We start from the raw sequence: 21,173 nt of genomic DNA, 5'->3' as shown, positions 1-21,173 counted from the left end.
GATAGTTACGTAATTTTAAGATGAAAATGTTTCCTCTTATACAATTCACCTTAATTTGTTATGTATTCTATAGAAAAACTGCATTATATCTCGTTATTTATTATCTTATCCTAAACATAATATTAATAACAAATTTGTTGTTTTCTTCCACTACATCTACTGTTCCATTATATTTACTGGCGGCCGTTTTAATATTAGATATACCAATGCCATGATTAAGTTTATCTTGCTTTGTACTAATGATAGTGCCTTCAACATAATGAAGCCTATCTATATTGGTATTAGAAATTTCCATTATCAAATACCTATTCCTAATAAAAGATTTTATGCATATTTTTTTAGAAATATTGTTATCCTTGACTTTTCTGCAAGCCTCAATTGCATTATCTAAAGCATTGCTTAAAACAATACATAAATCCATGGGTTCTATTAAACTCTCTTTAGGCATAATAAAATCACATTTAAACCCTATCCCTTCATTTCTTGCTATGTTACATTTTTCATTTATAACCGCATCTGCTATAGGGTTACCTGTTTTTATTGTAAAATCAAGCCTTTCTACTGTTTTTCCAATATTATGAAGATATCGCTTTACAGCCTCCATATTATTAGCCTCCGCTAAACTTCTTAAGCATGCAAGATGATTATTCGTATCATGTATTACACTTCTTATTTCACTATAAATGTCCTCAATATTTTTGCTATGTGCAAGTTGCAATTTAAATTGTTGATTCATAAGAATATTTTCTTGCTGTTCTTCTTCTCCTTCAAGCATCTTTTTAAAGGTATAGGCTACAATCAGTATTGCCATTAGTAGAGCAGCACTTACAAAAGGAAGTGCATAATAAAGCTTAGGAAAAATGTATGGCAGATAATACTTCTTATTTTCAATTCTAATTGATTGAATATAATAAAAAATAAGTGAAAAGCTATAAATTGCTAAGCATGGTATTAATAAATACAAACTCTCATATAAATTTAATACTTTTTCTTTTAAATTTAATAATTTAGAAATGCTTTTTAAAAATAGAAACAATATTATAATATGTATAAGATCTATAGCAATAATGTCTACAATATTAACAATCATATGACTTTCAAAGGACATATTGAAATTATGCGCTCTTGGTAAAGCCCAAAAATCAAAGGTTAAAAAAGTTAAACTAATAAGTACAGATATTGTGTTTATAACAATAACTGCATAAAACTTGATCAAAAAACTTCCATAACACAAAAAAGATATAATTGCGATCCAGATTATATCAGCTGTAATTATTCTAGATATTTCAAATGTTGTTTTCATCATAATATAATCGATAATTGTCATTAATAAAGCACTTAAGATAAATGTCCAAACTTTATTTTTAAAGCCTAAAAATCTCCTATAAAAATAGTATTCAACCGCATATTGAATAGGTAATGTAGAATATGATGATAAAAAAATGACTATCTCGTTAATCTGTTGTTTTTCCATTTTCATTATGCCTCGTCTTTTAAATAATACATAAAAGCTTTGGAGAAATCACCTAATTTATATTTAGAAATGTATATTTTATCCGAATTTTTCAGCACTACAGAAGTATTATCATAGCTGTCAACATACTTCAAATTCACAATGTAGCTTTTGTGACATCTAAAAAAATTACACTCACAAAGCTTCTGCTCAAGTTCAGATAACTTATGATAGTACTCAATTACATCATTAACAGTATGTACTTTTAACTTTCTTCCTTCTGATTCAATGTACATTATATCCCTAAGAAAGATTTTATTTGTCTGTTTTATTGTTTTAGCTATGATAAATTTGTCTTCCTTATCAAACTGTTTTAATGCTAAATGTAAAATCTCTTTAAGCTTTTTTTCATCCACTGGTTTTAGAATATAATGAAAAGCTCTTACATCAAAAGCATCAAACACATAATCCTTAATGCCTGTTATAAATATAATAATTGCATTTTCATTTTCTCTTCTAATTTTTTTTGCTATTTCTATTCCATTTAGATTGTCCATTTGTATATCTAAAAAATATATATCAAAATCTAACAGCGACACCGCCAGCTGTTCCCCATTTATAAATTGGAATATTTTATAACTTTTGTAATCTAAATTTAAAACTTTATCAATCATACTCGCTATTTCTTTTCTTTGAGTATCTTCATCATCACAAACAGCTATTTTCAACATAAAATCACCTCAAAAATGATTATAACATACATTTATTCTTTGGATAAGGTTCCCAAAGAACAAATGTATGTTATAAAAGTTCTACGCAGTTACATCTATTTTTTCCCCATCTTCTTTATCTTTGCCATCTTTGTTATCATCATATTGTTTAATATTATGCGAATCTTTCTTCTGTTTTATAAGTGCTTTATTTGATAGTTTGCTATTTCCATTATTTTTTGTACTTTGAGTCTTTTCATTCTCATTAACATCAGTATTTTTACTGTCACTTTCTATATTTTCTTTAATTTTATTATTTACCTTTCCTAAAGATTTACCAATTTTTCCATCAAGGTTTTCAATGCTTTCCTTCAATTCAGAAGAACGTTTTTCTTTTTTTGTAGTATCACGTCCTCTTGACCTATCTAAACTTATTTCAGCTTCTAAAACATTTAATTCCCCTGTCCTTAATTTTTTTTGTGAATTTATGGTTGCAACCTCTGCTAAACTACCTGATAAGCTTAAAATGTTATTCAATTCTTCTGATGATTTATTTGCCTCTGCATCACTTGAAGGACTTTTATTAGACTTCTTTTTAGCTTTTTTATCTTTATCCTTATCTTCAGTTCCAAGAGCCTTACGCTGATCTTCAATCTGAATTTTACTTATTTGTTTATCAATTTCTTCAATTTGCTTATCAACTTCTTCAATTTTATCCTTTGTAGTTCTTGGATCTTCATTGATTTTTGAAGCGTTTTCCATTATACTTTTTTTTCTATCCATCAAATTAGATTTTTGTTCCATCAAGTTTTCCAAAATCTTATTTTTCTTTATTTTCAAAGAATTACCTATAGTTTTTTTAACACCCTTTCCTGAACGTTTTTCATTTTTATTTAAATTGTTTTCATTTAACTTAGCTTTAGTTTGATAACTTGACTTTGATGGTCCAATACTATTTTGCGATGAACTAGCTATATTCATGTACATATCTCCTCCTCTTTATTAAAATTTCTCTATGTCTTTTATATCGTAATCTATCTTTTTAAATTAATTAAATTGTAGCAACTGGTCTTTAAAATGTAATAAATGGATTAAAAAAGAACTGTCTCACTATAGAAAACAGCACCAGAAAGTTAACTCATAGGCAAGGAGATGTTCTTAAAGCTGAAGGCACATATAAAAACTTTTTAGTCAATCTTAGCGAAACATTTTAGAAAATCTTAAAAGTATTTATATATTTGAGGTACGAGTTTATAAATACTTCTTAGATTTTCTAAATGTTGAGCTTTAGATTGATAAAAGATTTTTATAGTGCTGAAGCTTAGAAACATCTCTCTGCCTATGAGTCAACTTTCGGTGGTGAAAATCTATAGTGCGACAGCTTCTATAATCTAATTATATTCTTTTACTCTCTAATTCTTTCTCCTGAAGTAATTGATTAGTATACAGCCTATAATAATATCCCTTTCTTCTTAAAAGTTCCTTATGATTTCCATTCTCTACTATTTTTCCTTTTCTTATAACCAGAATTTTGTCTGCTGATACTATAGTAGACAACCTATGAGCAATTATAAAGCTTGTTCTTCCTGATAAAGTTTTTTCTATAGCATTTTCTATCATTTTTTCTGTTTCTGTATCTATAGAGGAAGTTGCTTCATCCAATACAAAAATAGCTGGATTTGCTATAATTGCTCTAGCAAAAGAAATAAGTTGTTTTTCTCCGGTAGATAAGTTTCCTCCTCCTTCACCTACCTCTGTATCATATCCTTTTTCCATATTCATAATAAATTCATGAGCATTTACTAATTTTGCTGCTTTTTCAATCTCTTCTTGCTTAGCATCAAGTTTTCCATATCTAATGTTATCCTTAATAGTTCCGCTGAATAAATGTGGACTTTGAAGAACGTAACCTAAATTTGATTGAAGCCATAAAAGAGATCTCTTCCTATAATCTTTTCCATCGATTAATATTTCTCCACTATTCGGCTCGTAAAATCTACATAGCAGATTTACAATAGTACTCTTTCCTGATCCTGTTTCTCCAACTAACGCTATAGTATCTCCTTTTTTAATCTTTAAATTAAAATTTTGAAGTACTCTTTCTCCATTTTTATAAGAGAAACTTACATTTCTAAATTCTATATCTCCATGAATCTCTTCCCAGTTTTCCTTTTTAGCGTTAAATAAATCACCATACTTTTCTATTACACTCTTCTCATCCCATATATCTGGCTCAGTTTCTATAAGAGTTATTACCCTTTCTGCGGAAGCTTGAGCATTTTGCATTTCTGCTAAAGTTTCTGCTAATCTGCTTAGAGGATCAAAAAACTGTATAGTATAGGAAATAAACATTACAAAGGTACCATAAGTTAAAGCTTCTGTAATTACTTTATTGCCGCCAAACCAAAGTGCTAAACCTGTTCCAATACTTCCCATAGATATAACTATAGGTAGAAATAATGATGAAAATATCACTGCTCTAACTGATGAGTATCTCATGCTATCTGCATCTTTTTTAAACTCTCTTAAATTTTCATCTTCCCGCACTAAAGTCTTAGTGGTCTTTGCAGCTGCTACCTCTTCACTAAAATCCGCTGTTATCTGTGAATTTAATTTTCTAACCTTCCTATAGGATTTTAAAATTTTTCTTTGAAAAAACATCCCTATAAAAAATAATACAGGAACTACACCCATACTTATAAGTGTTAATTCTACGTTGTTATATAACATTATAGCTACAAACCCTATCATCATTGCTACAGCCCAAACCATATCAATTAATCCCCAGGAAACTATTTCACTAAGTCTTGTTACATCTGAGGTCATTCTTGACATTAACCATCCCACTGAAGCGTTATCATAGTACGAAAAGGATAGTTGCTGCAATCTTTTAAAGCCTAATTGTCTTATATGATAGGCTAAATCTGTCTCTATTTTTCCTGCTTGCATTATAAAAAATTTAACATTCAACGCTTGAAAAGCAAATATTCCAAAATAAACTATAGCAAAAGTATTTAAGCCCTCAGTAGTATTCTTTGCAATAAAATTGTCTATAGCGTATCTAGTTAAAAGGGGCAGCACAGCATCTATACCTGCAACTATAATCATAAGAAAAGCCATTATAAAAAGACCTTTTTTAAACTCATACAGATATTTAAAGAAATTTTTCCAAATACTCAAATTAAATTTTTCTGTTATTTTATATTCATCGATTCTTTCCACTAAAATCACCTCCTAAGTTATTCATTACAAGCTGCATCTTCCTCTTCAAGATCTATAGAATTTTGTATTTCCCAAATTCTCTTGTATACTCCATCTTTATTTATCAATTCCTCATGGGTACCTATGGCTTCAATCCTTCCTTTATTTAAAACTATAATTTTATCTGCATCCATAACAGTTGATATTCTATGAGATATTATAAAAGTAGTAACTCCTTTGCTTTTTTCTCTAAGCTTCTGCCTTATTATTTTATCTGTTTCTGCATCTACTGCACTTAAAGAATCATCAAAGATTAGTATAGGAAGGTTCTTTATTAGTGTCCTTGCTATAGAAACCCTCTGTCTCTGACCTCCGGATAAAGTTACTCCATTTTCTCCTACTATGGTGTCATATCCTTTTTCAAAGGAAGTTATTACGCCGTGAACTGCTGCCATAGACGCTGCAGTTTTTACTTCTGCATCATCTGCATCTAACTTGGATATTTTTATATTATCCCTAATGGTTCTTGAGTAGAGAAAAGATTCTTGAAGAACCATTCCTACTTTACTTCTTACCCATTTTCTATCTATATCCATAAGTTCTATTCCATCTATTTTTATAGATCCCTTATCATAATCATAAAGTCTTAATAGAAGGTGTACTAATGAAGATTTTCCTGAACCAGTTGGTCCTACTACTGCTACAGTTTCTCCTTTGTTTATCTTGAAGCTTATATCTTTAACCACAGGAGTTCCTTGCTCATACTCAAAAGTAACATTTTCAAAGCATATTTCTCCTCTAATTTCAGGCTTTAGCGCCTTACCTGTTTCTTTCTCTTCCGGTTCTTGTAGTATCTCCCATATCCTTCCTATAGAAACTGTCATCTTTCCCATATCTGATAAAATTCTACCAAGCTGTCTTACTGGCCAAAGAAGCATAGTTTCATAAGTTATAAATACTACTAAGGTTCCAAGACTCATTTCTCCACTGACTGTAAAATATATGCCGCATATAAGCACTAAACCTATTTGAATAGTACAAAGAAAATCTGATGTTGCCCAGTAATTTGACAACAAATGAATTATCTTATAAATATAATCTCTATATTTTTTGTTTTCTCTTTCGTACTTCTCTATTTCAAGGTTTTGCCTTCCAAAAGCTTTTACTACCCTAACTCCAGTTAAATTTTCTCTTAGCACAGAAGTAAGTGCACCTTCCTGCTCATCGGCTCTAATGAAGTTATGCTGAATTTTATTAAAGAATATTAAAGAAAATATAAATATTATAGGTACAACAGACATAGCAATTAATGTCATTTTTTTATTTAATGAGCTCATCATAACTATAGCAAAAGTTACAATGAAAACTGCTCTTCCTATTTCAACCATCTGAATCGCAAAGAATTTTCTCACTGTATCTATATCTGATGTACATCTTTGAATTAAGTCTCCTGACTCTGACTTTACATGATATCCATAAGGAAGCTTTTGAATATGGTCATATAATTTAACTCTCATACTTCTTGCCATATTTTCAGCAGCCTGTGCTGAAAGCTTGCCTTTTAAGTAGAGAAAAACTCCTCTAACACAAGTTAAGCTTACTAGAGCTAAAGAACATATCCATAGATTTCTTCCTAGTATCTCTCTTCCCCCTATACTTTGCAGTAGTCTTTCAACACTTGGGGGGACATTTATAGGTTTATTTCCAATAACCGAGTCTATAGTGACCCTAATTATCATAGGTTCTAACATTGCTATAAAAGAAGCAATTCCAATAGCTATTATTGCTACCATATATAAAATTCTGCTTCCTTTAGTAAGCTCTATAACTTTCCTCATTATATATCTCCTTTCAACTGTGTATATAAGTTAACTGTCAACCGTTGGTATCTATATTGCTCTGTCAGGTGTAAAATGTAAAATTCAAGCCTTTATTTTTTTCATTAATCTCTTTTTTTCTCATAACAATCACTCCTTTTATAATATAAAAAGCCGCAGAAAAATTTTTCTACGGCTTTTAAAAACACATTTTCATATACCTTTAGAGCAGAATTTCCCCAGTATATGATAATCTAAATCATTATAAAAACCATAGGCACAAACCCATGGCTTTTTTCTTCAATCACTGTTTATTCTATCAAAAACTAATTTCACCAAGGTCGTACATATTTACTTTATATAGTTTTACATCTAAATCCACAGCTAAAAATATTGTTTTTCTAAACATATTGACGACCTCCTTATTTTTAATAGTTTAGGTAAGAACCTACTATCCATTTTATACCTTAACTGAAAAAAGTTCAATATACTATTTTATTTTTTTATTACTCTTTTTGCACTAATTAGAATTGTTCCCTTAAAACCTTGCAAGTTTTAAATACTTTTCCGTTTTAAAATGCTGCAATTTATATTACTTATAATGGAATACATTCCAAGTTTTATTGCAAATTTGAAATTGCCTATACTTTAATGGTATAATAAAATATATTATTAAGTTTAATACATAAAATAACTTAATAACTATCTTAAGGAGGAAGTGAAATTGAATAAAAAAAGACTATGCGCTATTATGGTAATAACTTTAGTTATTATTGTAAGCGGCAACGTTTTTGCAGCATCAGGTAATACATTGGATGCATTAAAACAAGTTCAAGATAATAAAAAGCAATTACAATCAAAAGTTGCAAACTTGGACAAGCAAATAGATGAAGTAATTACAAAAGTAGATATTAATAAAAAAAGTATGAACAAAATTGCTAAAGACATTAAGGATAATCAAGTCAAACTTGATGCTGCAGAAAAAGATTCTCAAGCTCAAAGTGAATTATTTAAAAAAAGAGCAAGGGCTATGTACATAAATGGTGTAGATAGCTATCTAGGAGTAATTCTTAGTTCGAACAGTTTAAGTGATTTCATGTCAAAAACAGATATGGTTTCAAAAGTAGTGAGTTTTGATAATAAAATGCTAAACAAGCTAAGAGACAAACAGCAAGCTATATCTAATCAAAAAGATGCCTTAAGTTATGAAAATAGCAAATTAGAAGCTTTAAAGGCAATTAACGAAAGAACTTTATCTAAATTGAATAAGGAAATAAAAGAACAAAAAGAACTTCTCAGTAAGGCAAATGAAAAAGAACAGCAATTAATGGCCTCGTCTGCTGCCCGTGATAGCAGAAGTTCTAAAGGTGTGACATTATCTCGTGGTATGTCAAGTTCTTCTTCATATTCAAGAGTATTATCTATGGAAGCAACCGCTTATTCAGGTGATGGAGTTACAGCATCTGGTACCGCAACTAAAAGAAATTCTGGCGGATATAGTACAATAGCTGTTGATCCTAGAGTTATTCCTCTTGGTTCCACAGTTTACGTAGAAGGCTATGGCTATGCTGTTGCAGAAGATACTGGTGGAGCGATTAAAGGAAACTTAATCGATGTATTCTTCCATTCTGAATCTGAAGCTCAAGGTTGGGGAAGAAGGTCCGTCAAGGTTTATATAATCAATTAAAGCTTAGGGCAGTAATTTTATAGATACCCACACCAGAAAGTAAACTTATACGCAGGGGGATGTTACCAAAGCTGAAGGCACATATAAAAACTTTTTTATCATTCTTAGCGAAGTATTTTAGAAAATCTTAGAAGCTTTTATAGTGCTGAAGCTTGATAACATCTCCCGGAGCATAAGTTTACTTTCGGCCGTGGGATCTAGATACTTCCCTAAGCTTTTTAATATATACTTGCTTTTGCATGCTTTAAAGTTATTTCAAGGTTTTAAATTCATACCCTTGATTTTTTAAATATTCTATGATTTTAGGAAGTGCCTTGGCTGTTTCCTCCTTGCCATAAGTATCATGCATTAGTATAACAACTTTTTGTTTATCTCCTACACTTGATTTTACCTCTTCTAATAATTGCTCTGAATTTTTCCACTTGCCCTCTGAATCAAAATCATATGCGTTCCAATCTATATAACACATATTTTTCTCTTTGAGCTTAGCATTAAATGCAGATAAATTAGGATCTTTATAATATTGTCTAGATATATATCCACCAGGCATTCTTATAATTCTCGTATTAAAATCTTGTCCAAGAACATTTTGTAGTGATTTGTTTGTCTTGTCCAATTCCTCCATAAAATAATCCACATTAACTCTATTATGAGGATATAACTTTTTTAAATTGTGGGTATAGCTGTGATTACCTATTGAATTCCCCTCTTCAAAAGTTCGCTTCAATACTTCTTTACTTTCTTCACCTTGTTCTATATTAGAGCCAAGTACAAAAAAAGTACCATTAATTTTATACTGCTTTAATGTATCCAATATTTTAGGAGTTACAGTAACAGATGGTCCATCATCAAAAGTTAAATAAGCAGTTTTTTTGCCATCTTCAACAAGGGCTTGTTCAACATTAACCCCCTGATTATTAACTTCACTTTTCACTTCAGCTTTATCTTGAGTACTATTACTACTTGTTGCTTGCTTTACTGAATTTGATTCAGCTTCATTTTTAGTTCCTGCTACATTAACCTGATTCTCTTTAGATTTATCTACGGAACTTGTTACTGCATTATTATTTTTTATATTATTCGAATTCTTAGATTTATATATCATTTTTATGGACACTGCTGCACAAGCTATACAAGCTATAATGAACATACTTGTCCTTATTCTACGCTTTCTAATTTTATTTTTTCTTCTTTTAATGTTTCTCCTTCGAATTATATCTTGCATCGCTCATTCTCCAATCCTAAGTTAACTTTATTTCTTTATAAAAGTGGTCTATATCTTATAATTTCCTATATAAATATTATATCAAATTAAATACGTCAAGATGTTACAAAATTGATAACTGTTGTTACAAAATTGTTACAATATTATTACAACAGTTTCGAATTCACTTTTAAAAAAAATCTAATAAATGAACTATTTCTACATAATTATAAAAATTTTTCAAAACAAACAATTCTTATTTTTATCCATTTTATGAGTATTTATCCTTAAAACTTGTATATTTCTTTTACTAGCGCTGAATTAGAAATCCATATATTTTTCTAGTGATTCAACAAAAAAGCCCTTCCCTATATTGAATATAGGGAAAGACTTTATAAATAACCACACCAAAAAGTAGTTTATACTTATTACAACCTGTGAAATAATTTTATACCTAATGCAAGAATTCCTGAAGTAATTAAAGGTCCTACTGGAACTCCCCCTAAAAAAGCCGCCGCAATTACTGCTCCTAAAATCATAGCTGGCATTACATCACCATGTCCCTGAACAGTTAGATATTGTAATCCTAGTCCACTCAAGTAGGTAGTGAAAAGGGAAAGTAGCAAAGCACTCATTCCAACCCAAGATGTAAAAATACTTTTAATATTGTTAAAAGTAACCTTTCCATTTGCAATTGGAATTAAAATAGCAGCAGTAAGTAATACTAACCCCCAAAACACTCCGTTAGCTTCAATTTTAGGAAAAGTATATTTATCAATATTTAAAAGCTTAAGCATTAAAAGTACACAGGTTGCAACTGCCACAGAATTAGCCTTTCCTAAAACTGCAGCAACTAGCACCGCCAGCAATATAATAGTAGATTCCAATTTAACTCCCCCCAGAATAAGATAACTTTCCTATGCTAACCAATGTTAGCATATAATCTTCAATTTAAATTTTATTATTCTACATAAAATATTATTCTTATATACCTAATAATAAAACAAAATTTTCCTAATTTCCAGAGGGGCTCAAGATTCTATCTTATTAATCCTTGTCTATACTTCTTCATTAGTTATCATAGTTCCTACGCCTTCTTCTGAAAACAATTCTAAAAGTATAGAATGAGGGAGTCTTCCATCAATAATGTGTGTTTTAATTACTCCTCCTCTTATGGCTTCTAAGCAACATTCTATCTTAGGAATCATTCCTCCGCTTACTATTTTTCTATCTATAAGTTGAGCTATATCATCTGCATTTATTTCAGATATTAGACTTTCTGGATCAGTAACATCTCTGAGTATACCTGGAACATCTGTAAGAAGTATTAATTTTTCTGCATTAAGTTCAATACTTATTCTTGCAGCGGCATAATCGGCATTTATATTATACACTTGTCCATCTTCCTTGTTTAGAGCTACAGTCGATATAACTGGTATATATCCACCATTAAAATTATGTTCTATTATATCTTTGTTTACACCAGTTATCTGACCTACATATCCAAGGTCTATTTCATCAGTTTTCTCAAGCTTCTCTGCCATAAGCAAGTTTCCATCTATACCTGATAAACCAATAGCTTTGCCTCCCATCTTATTGATTAGTGCTACTATATCTTTGTTAACTTTTCCTGCTAGCACCATCTGTACAACATCGATAGTTTCTCTATCTGTTACTCTAAGTCCATTTATAAACTGTCCTTCTTTCCCCATCTTATTTAGGACATTATTAATTTCTGGGCCTCCTCCATGGACTACTACTACTTTTATTCCAACGCAATTTAACATAACTATATCCTTAATTACAGAGTTTTTTAATTCATCATTTATCATTGCATTTCCACCATACTTAACAACTATTGTCTTACCATAAAACTCTTGAATATATGGCAATGCCTGTACTAATATCTCTGCCTTTTTAATATTTTTTTCTCCAATTCCGTTAAACATATTTCTGCACCTCTTACTAAATATATTTTTATTTATAAATATACATATATTCATTGCTGCTTTCTCTTTAAACTATCGAAATTTCAATAATCAAAAACAAACCATATGTATATATATACTTTTTTACTAATATATATTATACTACATTAATAAAAAAAATCCATGCATTAATTAAAATATTTTTTATATAATTCATAAATTAAGACATTATACAAAAATAGGTTTGAAGTGATTATTCATGAGAGAAAGAAAATTAAAGAGCACAATAGTTGGTGTCGGAAAAAATGCTGATGAACCTCAAGCAATAAGAGAAGCTCTTGACTATCTTCCAATGGAATACCTAAAGGAATCAATTCAGTTTTAGCTTCCTCTGACCCTGTAGCTTGCGATACTATAGGTGCCAGACTTTTAGGCCTTAAACCACGGTATATTAACATTTTTCTGAGACAATAAAAGCTATCACACTTATTTACATTATTCATATTATAATTAATGAAACATCCTATTATGATATGAGTAATATGCAAGTAAAGGTTTAATCTTTAACTTCTACAGAGTTAAGTTTAAAACATTTACTCATTAAATTGGAGGTGCTTATGTTATATTGTACCTTAATTTGTGATATTAAATCCTCTAGAAAACTTAAAAATAGAGAGGAATTGCAATACAAACTTATCGATATGCTAAAAAAGACTAATATGAAATTTGAAAATGTAATTGCGTCTCCATTTTTGATAACAACAGGTGATGAATGGCAAGGGCTCTTAAAATATCCTTGTAACTATAAAAGACTACTAGATTTTTTTAAACAGTTCCTACCCGATATACAGTTTTATGCTGGAATAGGCATCGGAGAAATATGCATTCATAATTTTGAACTAACAGTAAATCAATTAGACGGTCCATCTTTCTATAGAGCTAGAGAGGCACTAAAATATGCTAAACGAAACAATTTACCTTTAGTAGTTCTATTTGATAACTGGAATAACTTGTAGTGTTTTTATTATTATTCCGCCAAAAATTGCAAAAATAAAACTTATGAAGGTACCGATGATAAAATACTCGGCAAAACCACTATCATCCATTTTTTTAAATCTTGCAATTGATTTTGCGGTAAGCACAAAGCCTGCCATAGATGGTTGTCCAATTGCCATAACCAAAAGTATAAAAACTCTTTCTAACATTCCGATTATAAATCCACCATTTGGACTTCCAATATCTACTTCTTTTGAGGTTTTAACTATTACAAATTTTTTATCTATAAGCTTTTTATATATCTTTAGATTTATAGCTTGAATATATTGACGTATGAAAACTCCAGCACCAAAAGTACATGATAAAAAAATAATTCCTACTATAAGCCACCTATCTAAAATGCTAATATTATAGGGATAACTTTTCATGACCTTATACAGTGAATTTAAAACATATTTTAAATTTAAATTAAATGAAAATAAAATTATTATGTAAATATGAACTAACTGATCTATTATAAATAGACCGGTACTATTTTCAAAAGATGGTTTTATTCTAACTATATAGCTTTTCACTTCATCTATTATGAAATGCAAAAATGTTATATAAGCAAATATTTTATAATAATATATATAATCGTGCTTTAAAGGTTCGTGTAAGCTGCAATATATTATATAAATAAGCGACATTAAAAAAAATGAACAAAGCTATGCATTAAATTACCAACTATGCTATATTTAAAACTTTTACTAAATCTCATATTTATTATATATTGATTTTGAAAAACAAAATCACCAATTAAATGACTTATAATAAGCAGTAAAACAATCCTTAAATACATTTTAACTACCTTTCCTCATTCTGCAGTATGAAGCGATTAAATTTTCGATAATAAAATTATTATTATTAATTACAAAGTAATTAGAAACATTTAGCTTTTGACTTATGTCTGCTTTCGATATCTCTGACCTCTGTTTTATTATATTATTATATGAGCCAAATTCTTCATATAATTCTATTATTTCTAGCTGTTTATCTGTTATCTTATCTTTTAGTACTTCATTATTCTCAATTATAGTATTAATAACCTTGTTTATGGATAAATCATATTCTTTTTCGCAACTAGTAGTAAATGCTACCTCGCTAAACATAGATGCTTTTTTCATAAATTCATTCTCAAAAGAAATTTCTTCAGCATTAAAATATATATTATTTTTCTTGCTATTTAATTCTCTATTATAATATCTATTTTTATTTTTTGATACATTTAAAGCTTCTCTTGCTTTAATGAAACACTCACCGTCCATAGATGCTGTATTATCATATACATTAGTGCTAATATCACCCATTCCAATTCCAGCATATATGCTTATATTTTTTTCCTTAAATGGCTTTGAAATCTATTTATAATATAATAACTTTTATTAGGCTCCTTTAAAACAACCTGCCACTCATCTCCTAACGTAATTCTCATAGGCGTTAGCAATATGTCCTTAAGTTCTAAATTTAGCTTTTGTATATAAGCCCTTAAATCCTCTTGTAAAACCTTTCTATCCTTTAACTTTCTTGATCCAGCTATATCTATATTTACAACAGCAAATACTCCCATCGTAACCTCACCTTGAAATATTTTATATATTAATATAATTTTACCTATAAAAATTATACCACATTAATTAATATAATTACCATTTTCTATCCTACCTAAACGCTATCTGAAAAAGATTATGTAATCCAGATACCTAAATTGACATTATTACCTAACAGTAGTAATATTTATATATTATTTCATATCGGTTAAGTTATAATTAATTTGTAACAATAATTATATATATTTTTTAACAATTGAACTTTTGATGAGGAGGCTAACATTTTGGCGAGAAATAAAAAAACTATACTTTCTCATCCCTCAAATAATTTTACAAGAGGATATATTAAATCAGTATCAAGAAATCTTGGTATATTGAATAACTACGCTCTTGAAGATCATATCTGGGTATACGAACTTCATTCTCAGATACAAAAAAGAATAAAAAACAGATGTATTCTAAAAGGTGGTGCCTCAACACAATTACACCTTCCTCTGGAGTTTCAAAGGCTAACTGCCGATATAGATTGTGCTACAAATTTATCTAGAAGAGAACTTGAAAAAGTCATGTATTCAATCAAAGATGATTTTAATAAAGTTGGAATTCATTGCAGTTATAAGGAATATATTCCAAAGGATGTAAGACTTCATGGCAGAACTCTACCTATAATGACTTTTATTTTTTATATGCCCTTTGTATTTAGTTCTTGGAAAAGAAAACGCTATCCAGGACTTAAACTAGATTTTTTATTTTTAGATATAGAGAAACTTCATACCACCAAGCTCTCTAAGCTTGAAACATTAGGACTTGAGTTATCTTATTCACCTATTGTAATTGATGAGTATTCAACCATTAGTGATAAATTTCTAACCTTGTCTCCTAACCTTTCAGGACTTCAAAGAGAACAGCTGGACAAAATTTACAAAAACATATACGATTTATATTGCCTTATAAATACTTATAGTGATCTCAAAAGTTTTAAAATAGTTTCGGAGAGATTTAAAGAAAGCTTAGACGCTGAAATAAACATGAAGAATGCTAAGCCTATTGATATAGATACACTTTTAGATGACATACTACGCACTACATATGATGTGGCTACTCTTAGCTTAATGAATAACTGCTCAGAACTTCCAATACAAATTCTTAGGTTTCAGGAAGTCTCAATGACAAAAGAGAATAGACAACTTCTTAATACCGACATGTGGAGTATAATGGCATTATATATATACATATGGGTATTCTCTCTAAAGGATTATATATCTAAGAAAAATTACTCTAAACTAGAAGGAATAAATGTAGTTATTAGCGAGTTTGACTATTACAAATCTTTAGGTAAAAAAGAAAGGCGTTCCTTTAAAAGATCCTTAAAGTCACGAATTAATTCAAAAGCTCCTTTTCTTAATTTAGAAGGCACGGGGCATCCATTAAGACTTATTTATTTGGATTATATCTTAACTAATATGAAACCTTTTTAAAATTATTTTATAATTCTTTATAAAATTTTTAAAATTACTTTAAAAGATTTTTAATCTCTGTTTTTATAATGAACTCATAACAGATAAGGATATGTAAACATCATATCCCTGAAATTTAAGGAGGTCATTTTAATGAACAAGATTAAAGTTTTATATGATGTATTCAAAACTATGAAAGAAAAGGAATTATTCAATGGCAGCATTAATGTAGAAGCAGTAAAAATCGGAACAAAAGTATTATCCTTTTCCAATGAATTCTCTGCTAATACAGCTACTGGAGAAACAAAAATTAAAATAAACAGTGAATCAAATTTTGATGAAAACAAAAGTAAACATGAAAGTACTACAGAATTTAATGTAAAAAACTGTAAGCACCACAAATTTCACCATCATATGCACCCACATCACCATGGAATGAGCTGCGATCATGGCAGTATAAAAGCAAAACTTTCAAAAGTCACTTTTATGCTTAATATTTTAAACAGTCTTAAAATTGAGGAACAGAATGATAAATCAATATTATCATTAGAACTAAAAGAAATAATTAGAGAATTTAAAGAACAACATAAGGATTGGGATAAACACCATAAAGACTTTTGTGAGCAAAATATGGGTGAGCATCATAAGCATTGCGCTTGCATAAAAGATTTCATATTTAATGCAAATAATGATGCTGTATTAAATGTATGCGTTAATAAGAATAATGAAGTTGAAAAAATAGAAATTGTAGCTAAGGGAGAAAATAGTCTTAATGCTTCTCTAAACTTAGCTTGGTAACTATATTTTTATGGGGCTGTCACACTTTCTACTGGGGGTATCTGTAGTTCGACGGCCCCATTGTTTTAAGTATTATGCTATTATGTTAATATTAATATAACTACATTTTAAAGGTGATATTTATGAGTATTAGGAAAGAGCATAACAATAGAAACCACAAAGATCCGCATGAATTTCATAGAAAAATTCATGGACTTCATGTTATAAAACATAAAGTTCATCATAAAATTCATGAAAAACATCATAAACATAGAAATGAATTTCGACTATGTCACAAATATTTAATATGGCTTCGTCCTGCTGCTTTATTTATCAATATATTTATAATCTACTTAATCTTTAAGGTAGTAGGTGTTAAAGCCATAACTTTATTTTTTGCAATAATATTTACAGCCAAAGAAATAGCACATCTTTATATATACTGGCGGTTAGAAAAGAGAATATTAAAGCCTATTGAAAGTCTAAAAATTGGAGTTGAACAAATTTCTCAAGGAAATTACGAAGTAAGAGTTAAAAAAGATGTTTATAATGAAATTGGAATTTTAATTGATGAATTTAATAAAATGGCTGAGAAATTACAGCAAGGCGAAAATTTGAAAAGGGAATATGAGGAAAACAGAAAAGCTCTTATAGCAAATATATCTCATGACTTAAAAACTCCCATAACTTCAATAAATGGGTATGTAGAAGCCTTACTAGACGGAGTAGCTACCTCACCTGCTACAGTAGACAATTATCTTAAAACTATTCGTAATAATATAGAATATATAAATAGGCTTATTGATGATTTATTTCTATTTTCAAAATTAGATATGCAAAAACTTGATTTAAAATTTGAAGAAGTAAGTATAAAACCCTTTATGCAGGATATGATGGAAGAGTTTAGTTTTATTTTAAAAGAAAAAAATATTAATTTTAGTTTTATTGATAAAGTCGAAGAAAATCTAAAAGTTAACATAGACGGTAAAAGGATATACCAAACTATAAGAAATATCATAGGAAATGCAGTAAAGTATGGCTGTGAAAAAAATTTAATTATTTCTATAGAATTAACACGTGAAGAAAACCACATAAGAATTGATATTAGTGATAATGGTCCTGGCATATCAGAGGATAAACTTCCTTATGTATTTGACAGATTTTATCGTATAGATAAGGAAAGAACAAAAGATTTAATGAGTACAGGTCTTGGCCTGGCAATTGCTAAAGAACTCATAGAAGCTCATGGTGGGAATATATCTGTTTCAAGCACCTTTGGAAAAGGAAGTACTTTTACTCTAAAGCTTCCTATCGCAATTTAAGAAAGGAATGATTTTTGTGAAGCAGGTTTTAATAATTGAAGATGACAATAACATAGCAGAATTAGAAAGAGATTATCTTAAACTAAATGGCTACAAGGTTGACGTAGAATCTGATGGATTATCCGGTTTTAAAAAAGCCTTGCTTGGTGTTTACGATGTTGTTGTGGTGGATCTTATGCTGCCTGGTAAAGATGGATATGAAATAGTCAAAGAAATCAGAGACAAATTCGAAATTCCAATTATAATTGTATCTGCAAAAAATGACGATATAGATAAAATAAGAGGGTTAGGCTTTGGCGCAGATGATTATTTGACCAAACCCTTCAGCCCTGCTGAATTAGTTGCAAGGATAAAATCTCATATACTAAGATATGAACGTCTTTCTGGGAAGAAAACTACTACAGGAGTTATTACTCATAAAGCAATGGAAATAAGAACAGATTCTCATAAGGTTTTTATTAACGGTAAGGAAGTTATTCTAACAACTAAAGAGTATGAACTGCTAGTTTTTTTAGCTTCAAATCCTAATATTGTTTTCACTAAGGACCAGATATTTAGCACTATCTGGAGTGAAGACTACTGCGGCGATACAGCTACTGTAGCAGTGCATATACAAAAACTTAGAAAAAAAATAGAAAAAGACCCTGGAAACCCTGAGTATATTGAAACTATTTGGGGTACAGGATACAGATTTAACTCATAAGAAATCTAGGGGCTGTATCATAATGTATATAGATATACACCGCCGAAAGTAGACTTACACTCCGGAAGATGCTTCCAAGCTTCAGCACTATCAAAATTTTATTTAATGTCTAATTGCTTAACTACCTCAAAGCTTCCTTTAATACAATGTTCAGGATAGGATTGAAACTCTGGAGAAGCCTCAGTGTGACTGTCAGCAAAAGCAATCTTTGAAACCCCTAGTTTATCACAGATTCTTGATAACTCTGCTATTGCTGGAATAACACTTTCAACTCTCGGGCTATTTAGCGTTCCTTTTCTTTAAAAATTCTTCTTTCAAAATATTTTAATTCATTTCATTTTCTCTTACCAAATTCAATAAAATTTTCTTATTATTCATTGCTGGATTTTCTAAAACTACTGACAATAATTTATTTAATACTATTCCTACCTCTTTTCCTTCTTTCATTCCTAAATCTGATAAATCCTTACCATTAACAGCTAAATCTTTTATTGTAAAACACTGCTTAGATCTAATTATATCATTAAATTTGCTTTCGATTTGTAATAACTTACTATGATTCTCTTCATAATAAATAGGATTTTGAGCCATCATATCTGCTTCTTTTATCTTTAGCAATTCCCTAAAGTTATCCTCTCCTATTAAGCTCAATAAGTTTCTTATAGACTTATTGCCTTCCATTCGCCTATCATGATACTTAACTAAAGTAGTAACTTTTTCAATTGTTTTGTTATCATATTTCATTCTTTTAAGTATTTCTTCTGCTTTTATAGAGGATACCTCATCATGATTGTAAAAATGACCTATACCTTTATCATCAACAGTTTTACATTGGGGCTTACATATATCATGAAGAAACATAGTAAGTCTTAAGGATAACTTTTTTTCAATACTTTCAACAGTTTTAATTATATGTTCTCCCACGGTATAAATATGATGTGGGTTATCTTGGCTAGTCTTTTCACAAATATCAAACTCTGGTATAAAATGTCCTAATAATCCACAAGCACTAATATTATGAATTTCTTTAGGATTATCTGACAAAAGTATTTTATTAAATTCCTCTCTAATACGTTCTATTGACACAATTCTAATAGTGCTGCTTAACTTTTCAATCCATTCTCCTGTATGCTTTTCTATATTAAAATTTAGTTCTGCTGAAAATCTATAGGCTCTTAACATTCGTAATGGGTCTTCTGAGAATCTGTCCAAAGGGCTTTCTACACATTTAATTACCTTATTATCAATATTTTCTAAGCCACTAAAATAATCAATTAACCCATCCTCATCGTTATATGCCATAGCATTTATAGTAAAATCCCGCTTACACAAATCTTCCTTCAAAGAATTAGTAAAACTTTCTTTTTCATTAGAATTACGACTTCTATATGTAGTTATTTCAAAATTTTCTTTGTCAATTACAACTGTTACTGTTCCATACTGAATGCCTATGGGAACTACCTTAAATCCTAAATCTTTAAATATCTCTACAACATAATGTGGTAATGCATTAGTAGTTATATCCCAATCCTTAGGCTCTTTTTCTAACAAGCTGTCTCTTACGCACCCTCCCACAATATAAGCTTCATATTTACTACTTTGCAAAGTACTAATAATATATTGAACCTGTTTCGGTAAATATATTTTAATGTTTTTATTTCCCATTGATAATACCTCCGTTAACTTACATTATTAACTTGTTTATGCCACTATATTCTCAATTGGAATAAACTTTGTTTACCTTAAATATATTCCATATATTTTTCATAGGTATATTTTCAGCATCCCTATTGTCTATTTTTTTCTTACATTTTATTACACTTATATTTTCATTATAACTCATATTTTCTAATAACAATACTAAAATTAATTACTCTCCTCTGTACAATATTAATTTTATATAGATAAACACACTAATGATTTTTTCACATAATTATAAAATAAGCAGAAATAAAAAGCCCATAGAAACATTTATAAAAATATCTCCCGAGCCTTTATCCTTATTAAACCCATGTTGGAATTTATCGTTCCCGTTTCAAGTATACCATATCAACAAGCTGTTTCCCATCTTTAAACATAGAATGATCATAATTGTCAAATTTTTTTCAATAACAGCTTTCCATTCTTCTTCATTAGTCATAATAATTATACCTTAATGCTTATCAATATAGTCTTTATTTATCTTATAGTAAATTATTTAGTTTTTATGCTTAAGTCATTAACTATAAAGTTTATGTAAATCACATTATAATAAAGTTTCCTCAATATCTTTTTTACAATTCTTACTGAATATATAAAAACATTATTCATCAAATGCTGATAACGCAAT

20 protein-coding genes are annotated in these 21,173 nt (G+C 29.3%); 7 read left to right on the top strand and 13 right to left on the bottom strand.

From position 1 onward, the window contains the following. Positions 1–100: 100 nt before the first annotated feature. From I6U48_RS15040 to I6U48_RS15020, 5 genes are all read right to left on the bottom strand, one after another. Positions 101–1,474 carry a sensor histidine kinase gene (locus tag I6U48_RS15040; RefSeq protein WP_218321290.1) on the bottom strand — a complete coding sequence of 458 codons (1,374 nt, stop codon included), beginning with the start codon at positions 1,472–1,474 and terminating at the stop codon, positions 101–103. 5 nt (positions 1,475–1,479) lie between these two features. Next, the gene (locus tag I6U48_RS15035) at positions 1,480–2,184 is read right to left on the bottom strand and encodes a LytR/AlgR family response regulator transcription factor (protein WP_218321289.1); all 705 of its coding nucleotides are present in this window, start codon (positions 2,182–2,184) and stop codon (positions 1,480–1,482) included. Between the two features lie 81 nt (positions 2,185–2,265). Beyond that, positions 2,266–3,144 (bottom strand): hypothetical protein, encoded by an 879-nt coding sequence (locus I6U48_RS15030; RefSeq protein ID WP_218321288.1) that lies wholly within the window; start codon positions 3,142–3,144, stop codon positions 2,266–2,268. A gap of 414 nt (positions 3,145–3,558) precedes the next feature. Continuing rightward, positions 3,559–5,385 (bottom strand): ABC transporter ATP-binding protein, encoded by a 1,827-nt coding sequence (locus I6U48_RS15025; protein ID WP_312891031.1) that lies wholly within the window; start codon positions 5,383–5,385, stop codon positions 3,559–3,561. Positions 5,386–5,402: 17 nt separating this feature from the next. Then, positions 5,403–7,202, bottom strand: coding sequence for an ABC transporter ATP-binding protein (locus I6U48_RS15020; protein ID WP_218321287.1), 1,800 nt, complete (start codon positions 7,200–7,202; stop codon positions 5,403–5,405). A gap of 703 nt (positions 7,203–7,905) precedes the next feature. On the opposite strand from I6U48_RS15020, the gene I6U48_RS15015 reads away from it, so the two are divergent. Continuing rightward, positions 7,906–8,868, top strand: coding sequence for a 3D domain-containing protein (locus I6U48_RS15015; RefSeq protein WP_218321286.1), 963 nt, complete (start codon positions 7,906–7,908; stop codon positions 8,866–8,868). A gap of 250 nt (positions 8,869–9,118) precedes the next feature. Here the strand turns inward: I6U48_RS15015 and I6U48_RS15010 are convergent, their stop codons facing one another. From I6U48_RS15010 to argB, 3 genes are all read right to left on the bottom strand, one after another. Next, positions 9,119–10,093: a polysaccharide deacetylase family protein gene (locus tag I6U48_RS15010; RefSeq protein ID WP_246615368.1), complete on the bottom strand. Its 975-nt coding sequence runs from the start codon at positions 10,091–10,093 to the stop codon at positions 9,119–9,121. Positions 10,094–10,500: 407 nt separating this feature from the next. Continuing rightward, positions 10,501–10,959 carry a DUF441 domain-containing protein gene (locus I6U48_RS15005; protein ID WP_218321285.1) on the bottom strand — a complete coding sequence of 153 codons (459 nt, stop codon included), beginning with the start codon at positions 10,957–10,959 and terminating at the stop codon, positions 10,501–10,503. 171 nt (positions 10,960–11,130) lie between these two features. After that, positions 11,131–12,021 carry an acetylglutamate kinase gene (gene argB / locus I6U48_RS15000; RefSeq protein ID WP_218321284.1) on the bottom strand — a complete coding sequence of 297 codons (891 nt, stop codon included), beginning with the start codon at positions 12,019–12,021 and terminating at the stop codon, positions 11,131–11,133. Between the two features lie 238 nt (positions 12,022–12,259). Between argB and I6U48_RS30125 the strand changes: the two genes are divergently transcribed. Then, positions 12,260–12,385, top strand: coding sequence for a hypothetical protein (locus I6U48_RS30125; protein ID WP_281421828.1), 126 nt, complete (start codon positions 12,260–12,262; stop codon positions 12,383–12,385). A 232-nt stretch (positions 12,386–12,617) separates the two neighbouring features. Then, complete coding sequence (locus tag I6U48_RS14995) at positions 12,618–13,016, top strand: SatD family protein (protein WP_218321283.1); 399 nt, start codon at positions 12,618–12,620, stop codon at positions 13,014–13,016. On the opposite strand, the gene I6U48_RS14990 is transcribed toward I6U48_RS14995, so the two are convergent. The 4 genes from I6U48_RS14990 to I6U48_RS14975 are packed head-to-tail and all read right to left on the bottom strand — an operon-like array spanning position 12,990 to position 14,605. Continuing rightward, on the bottom strand, positions 12,990–13,685 hold the full coding sequence (locus I6U48_RS14990) for a DUF3307 domain-containing protein (protein WP_281421827.1): 696 nt from the start codon (positions 13,683–13,685) through the stop codon (positions 12,990–12,992). The two genes, I6U48_RS14995 and I6U48_RS14990, sit on opposite strands and share 27 nt — an antisense overlap. After that, the gene (locus I6U48_RS30500; protein WP_218321281.1) at positions 13,685–13,837 is read right to left on the bottom strand and encodes a DUF3307 domain-containing protein; all 153 of its coding nucleotides are present in this window, start codon (positions 13,835–13,837) and stop codon (positions 13,685–13,687) included. The genes I6U48_RS14990 and I6U48_RS30500 overlap by 1 nt, the downstream gene beginning before the upstream one ends. Position 13,838: 1 nt before the next feature. Continuing rightward, positions 13,839–14,345 carry a hypothetical protein gene (locus I6U48_RS14980; RefSeq protein ID WP_218321280.1) on the bottom strand — a complete coding sequence of 169 codons (507 nt, stop codon included), beginning with the start codon at positions 14,343–14,345 and terminating at the stop codon, positions 13,839–13,841. Between the two features lie 20 nt (positions 14,346–14,365). Continuing rightward, positions 14,366–14,605 carry a SatD family protein gene (locus tag I6U48_RS14975; protein WP_218321279.1) on the bottom strand — a complete coding sequence of 80 codons (240 nt, stop codon included), beginning with the start codon at positions 14,603–14,605 and terminating at the stop codon, positions 14,366–14,368. Between the two features lie 264 nt (positions 14,606–14,869). On the opposite strand from I6U48_RS14975, the gene I6U48_RS14970 reads away from it, so the two are divergent. The 4 genes from I6U48_RS14970 to I6U48_RS14955 all read left to right on the top strand — a co-directional run bounded on the left by I6U48_RS14970 (position 14,870) and on the right by I6U48_RS14955 (position 18,844). After that, on the top strand, positions 14,870–16,063 hold the full coding sequence (locus I6U48_RS14970) for a nucleotidyl transferase AbiEii/AbiGii toxin family protein (RefSeq protein ID WP_218321278.1): 1,194 nt from the start codon (positions 14,870–14,872) through the stop codon (positions 16,061–16,063). 132 nt (positions 16,064–16,195) lie between these two features. After that, entirely contained in the window at positions 16,196–16,840 is a 645-nt protein-coding gene (locus tag I6U48_RS14965) for a hypothetical protein (RefSeq protein ID WP_218321277.1), read from the top strand. A gap of 122 nt (positions 16,841–16,962) precedes the next feature. Further along, positions 16,963–18,141 carry a sensor histidine kinase gene (locus tag I6U48_RS14960; RefSeq protein ID WP_218321276.1) on the top strand — a complete coding sequence of 393 codons (1,179 nt, stop codon included), beginning with the start codon at positions 16,963–16,965 and terminating at the stop codon, positions 18,139–18,141. Between the two features lie 16 nt (positions 18,142–18,157). Beyond that, positions 18,158–18,844, top strand: a complete 687-nt coding sequence (locus I6U48_RS14955) for a response regulator transcription factor (protein WP_218321275.1) — start codon at positions 18,158–18,160, stop codon at positions 18,842–18,844. A gap of 324 nt (positions 18,845–19,168) precedes the next feature. Here the strand turns inward: I6U48_RS14955 and I6U48_RS14950 are convergent, their stop codons facing one another. Continuing rightward, entirely contained in the window at positions 19,169–20,509 is a 1,341-nt protein-coding gene (locus tag I6U48_RS14950) for a CCA tRNA nucleotidyltransferase (protein ID WP_218321274.1), read from the bottom strand. Positions 20,510–21,173: the final 664 nt, after the last annotated feature.

It is taken from the genome of Clostridium thailandense (assembly GCF_019207025.1).
GTDB classification, from domain to species: domain Bacteria; phylum Bacillota; class Clostridia; order Clostridiales; family Clostridiaceae; genus Clostridium_AM; species Clostridium_AM thailandense.
The sequence above is the reverse complement of the archived record's forward strand: the minus strand, read 5'-3'. Positions and strand labels throughout refer to the sequence as shown.

Bases quoted from the DNA above. Each gene is read 5' to 3' on its own strand.
- I6U48_RS14960 (WP_218321276.1), top strand. From the start codon at position 16,963: ATGAGTATTAGGAAAGAGCATAACAATAGAAACCACAAAGATCCGCAT.
- I6U48_RS14950 (WP_218321274.1), bottom strand. From the start codon at position 20,509: ATGGGAAATAAAAACATTAAAATATATTTACCGAAACAGGTTCAATAT.
- I6U48_RS14990 (WP_281421827.1), bottom strand. From the start codon at position 13,685: ATGTCGCTTATTTATATAATATATTGCAGCTTACACGAACCTTTAAAG.
- I6U48_RS14965 (WP_218321277.1), top strand. From the start codon at position 16,196: ATGAACAAGATTAAAGTTTTATATGATGTATTCAAAACTATGAAAGAA.
- I6U48_RS14975 (WP_218321279.1), bottom strand. From the start codon at position 14,605: ATGGGAGTATTTGCTGTTGTAAATATAGATATAGCTGGATCAAGAAAG.
- I6U48_RS15010 (WP_246615368.1), bottom strand. From the start codon at position 10,093: ATGCAAGATATAATTCGAAGGAGAAACATTAAAAGAAGAAAAAATAAA.
- I6U48_RS15030 (WP_218321288.1), bottom strand. From the start codon at position 3,144: ATGAATATAGCTAGTTCATCGCAAAATAGTATTGGACCATCAAAGTCA.
- I6U48_RS15020 (WP_218321287.1), bottom strand. From the start codon at position 7,202: ATGAGGAAAGTTATAGAGCTTACTAAAGGAAGCAGAATTTTATATATG.
- I6U48_RS15040 (WP_218321290.1), bottom strand. From the start codon at position 1,474: ATGGAAAAACAACAGATTAACGAGATAGTCATTTTTTTATCATCATAT.
- I6U48_RS14995 (WP_218321283.1), top strand. From the start codon at position 12,618: ATGTTATATTGTACCTTAATTTGTGATATTAAATCCTCTAGAAAACTT.
- I6U48_RS30125 (WP_281421828.1), top strand. From the start codon at position 12,260: ATGAGAGAAAGAAAATTAAAGAGCACAATAGTTGGTGTCGGAAAAAAT.
- I6U48_RS30500 (WP_218321281.1), bottom strand. From the start codon at position 13,837: ATGTATTTAAGGATTGTTTTACTGCTTATTATAAGTCATTTAATTGGT.
- I6U48_RS15035 (WP_218321289.1), bottom strand. From the start codon at position 2,184: ATGTTGAAAATAGCTGTTTGTGATGATGAAGATACTCAAAGAAAAGAA.
- argB (WP_218321284.1), bottom strand. From the start codon at position 12,021: ATGTTTAACGGAATTGGAGAAAAAAATATTAAAAAGGCAGAGATATTA.
- I6U48_RS14980 (WP_218321280.1), bottom strand. From the start codon at position 14,345: ATGGGTGATATTAGCACTAATGTATATGATAATACAGCATCTATGGAC.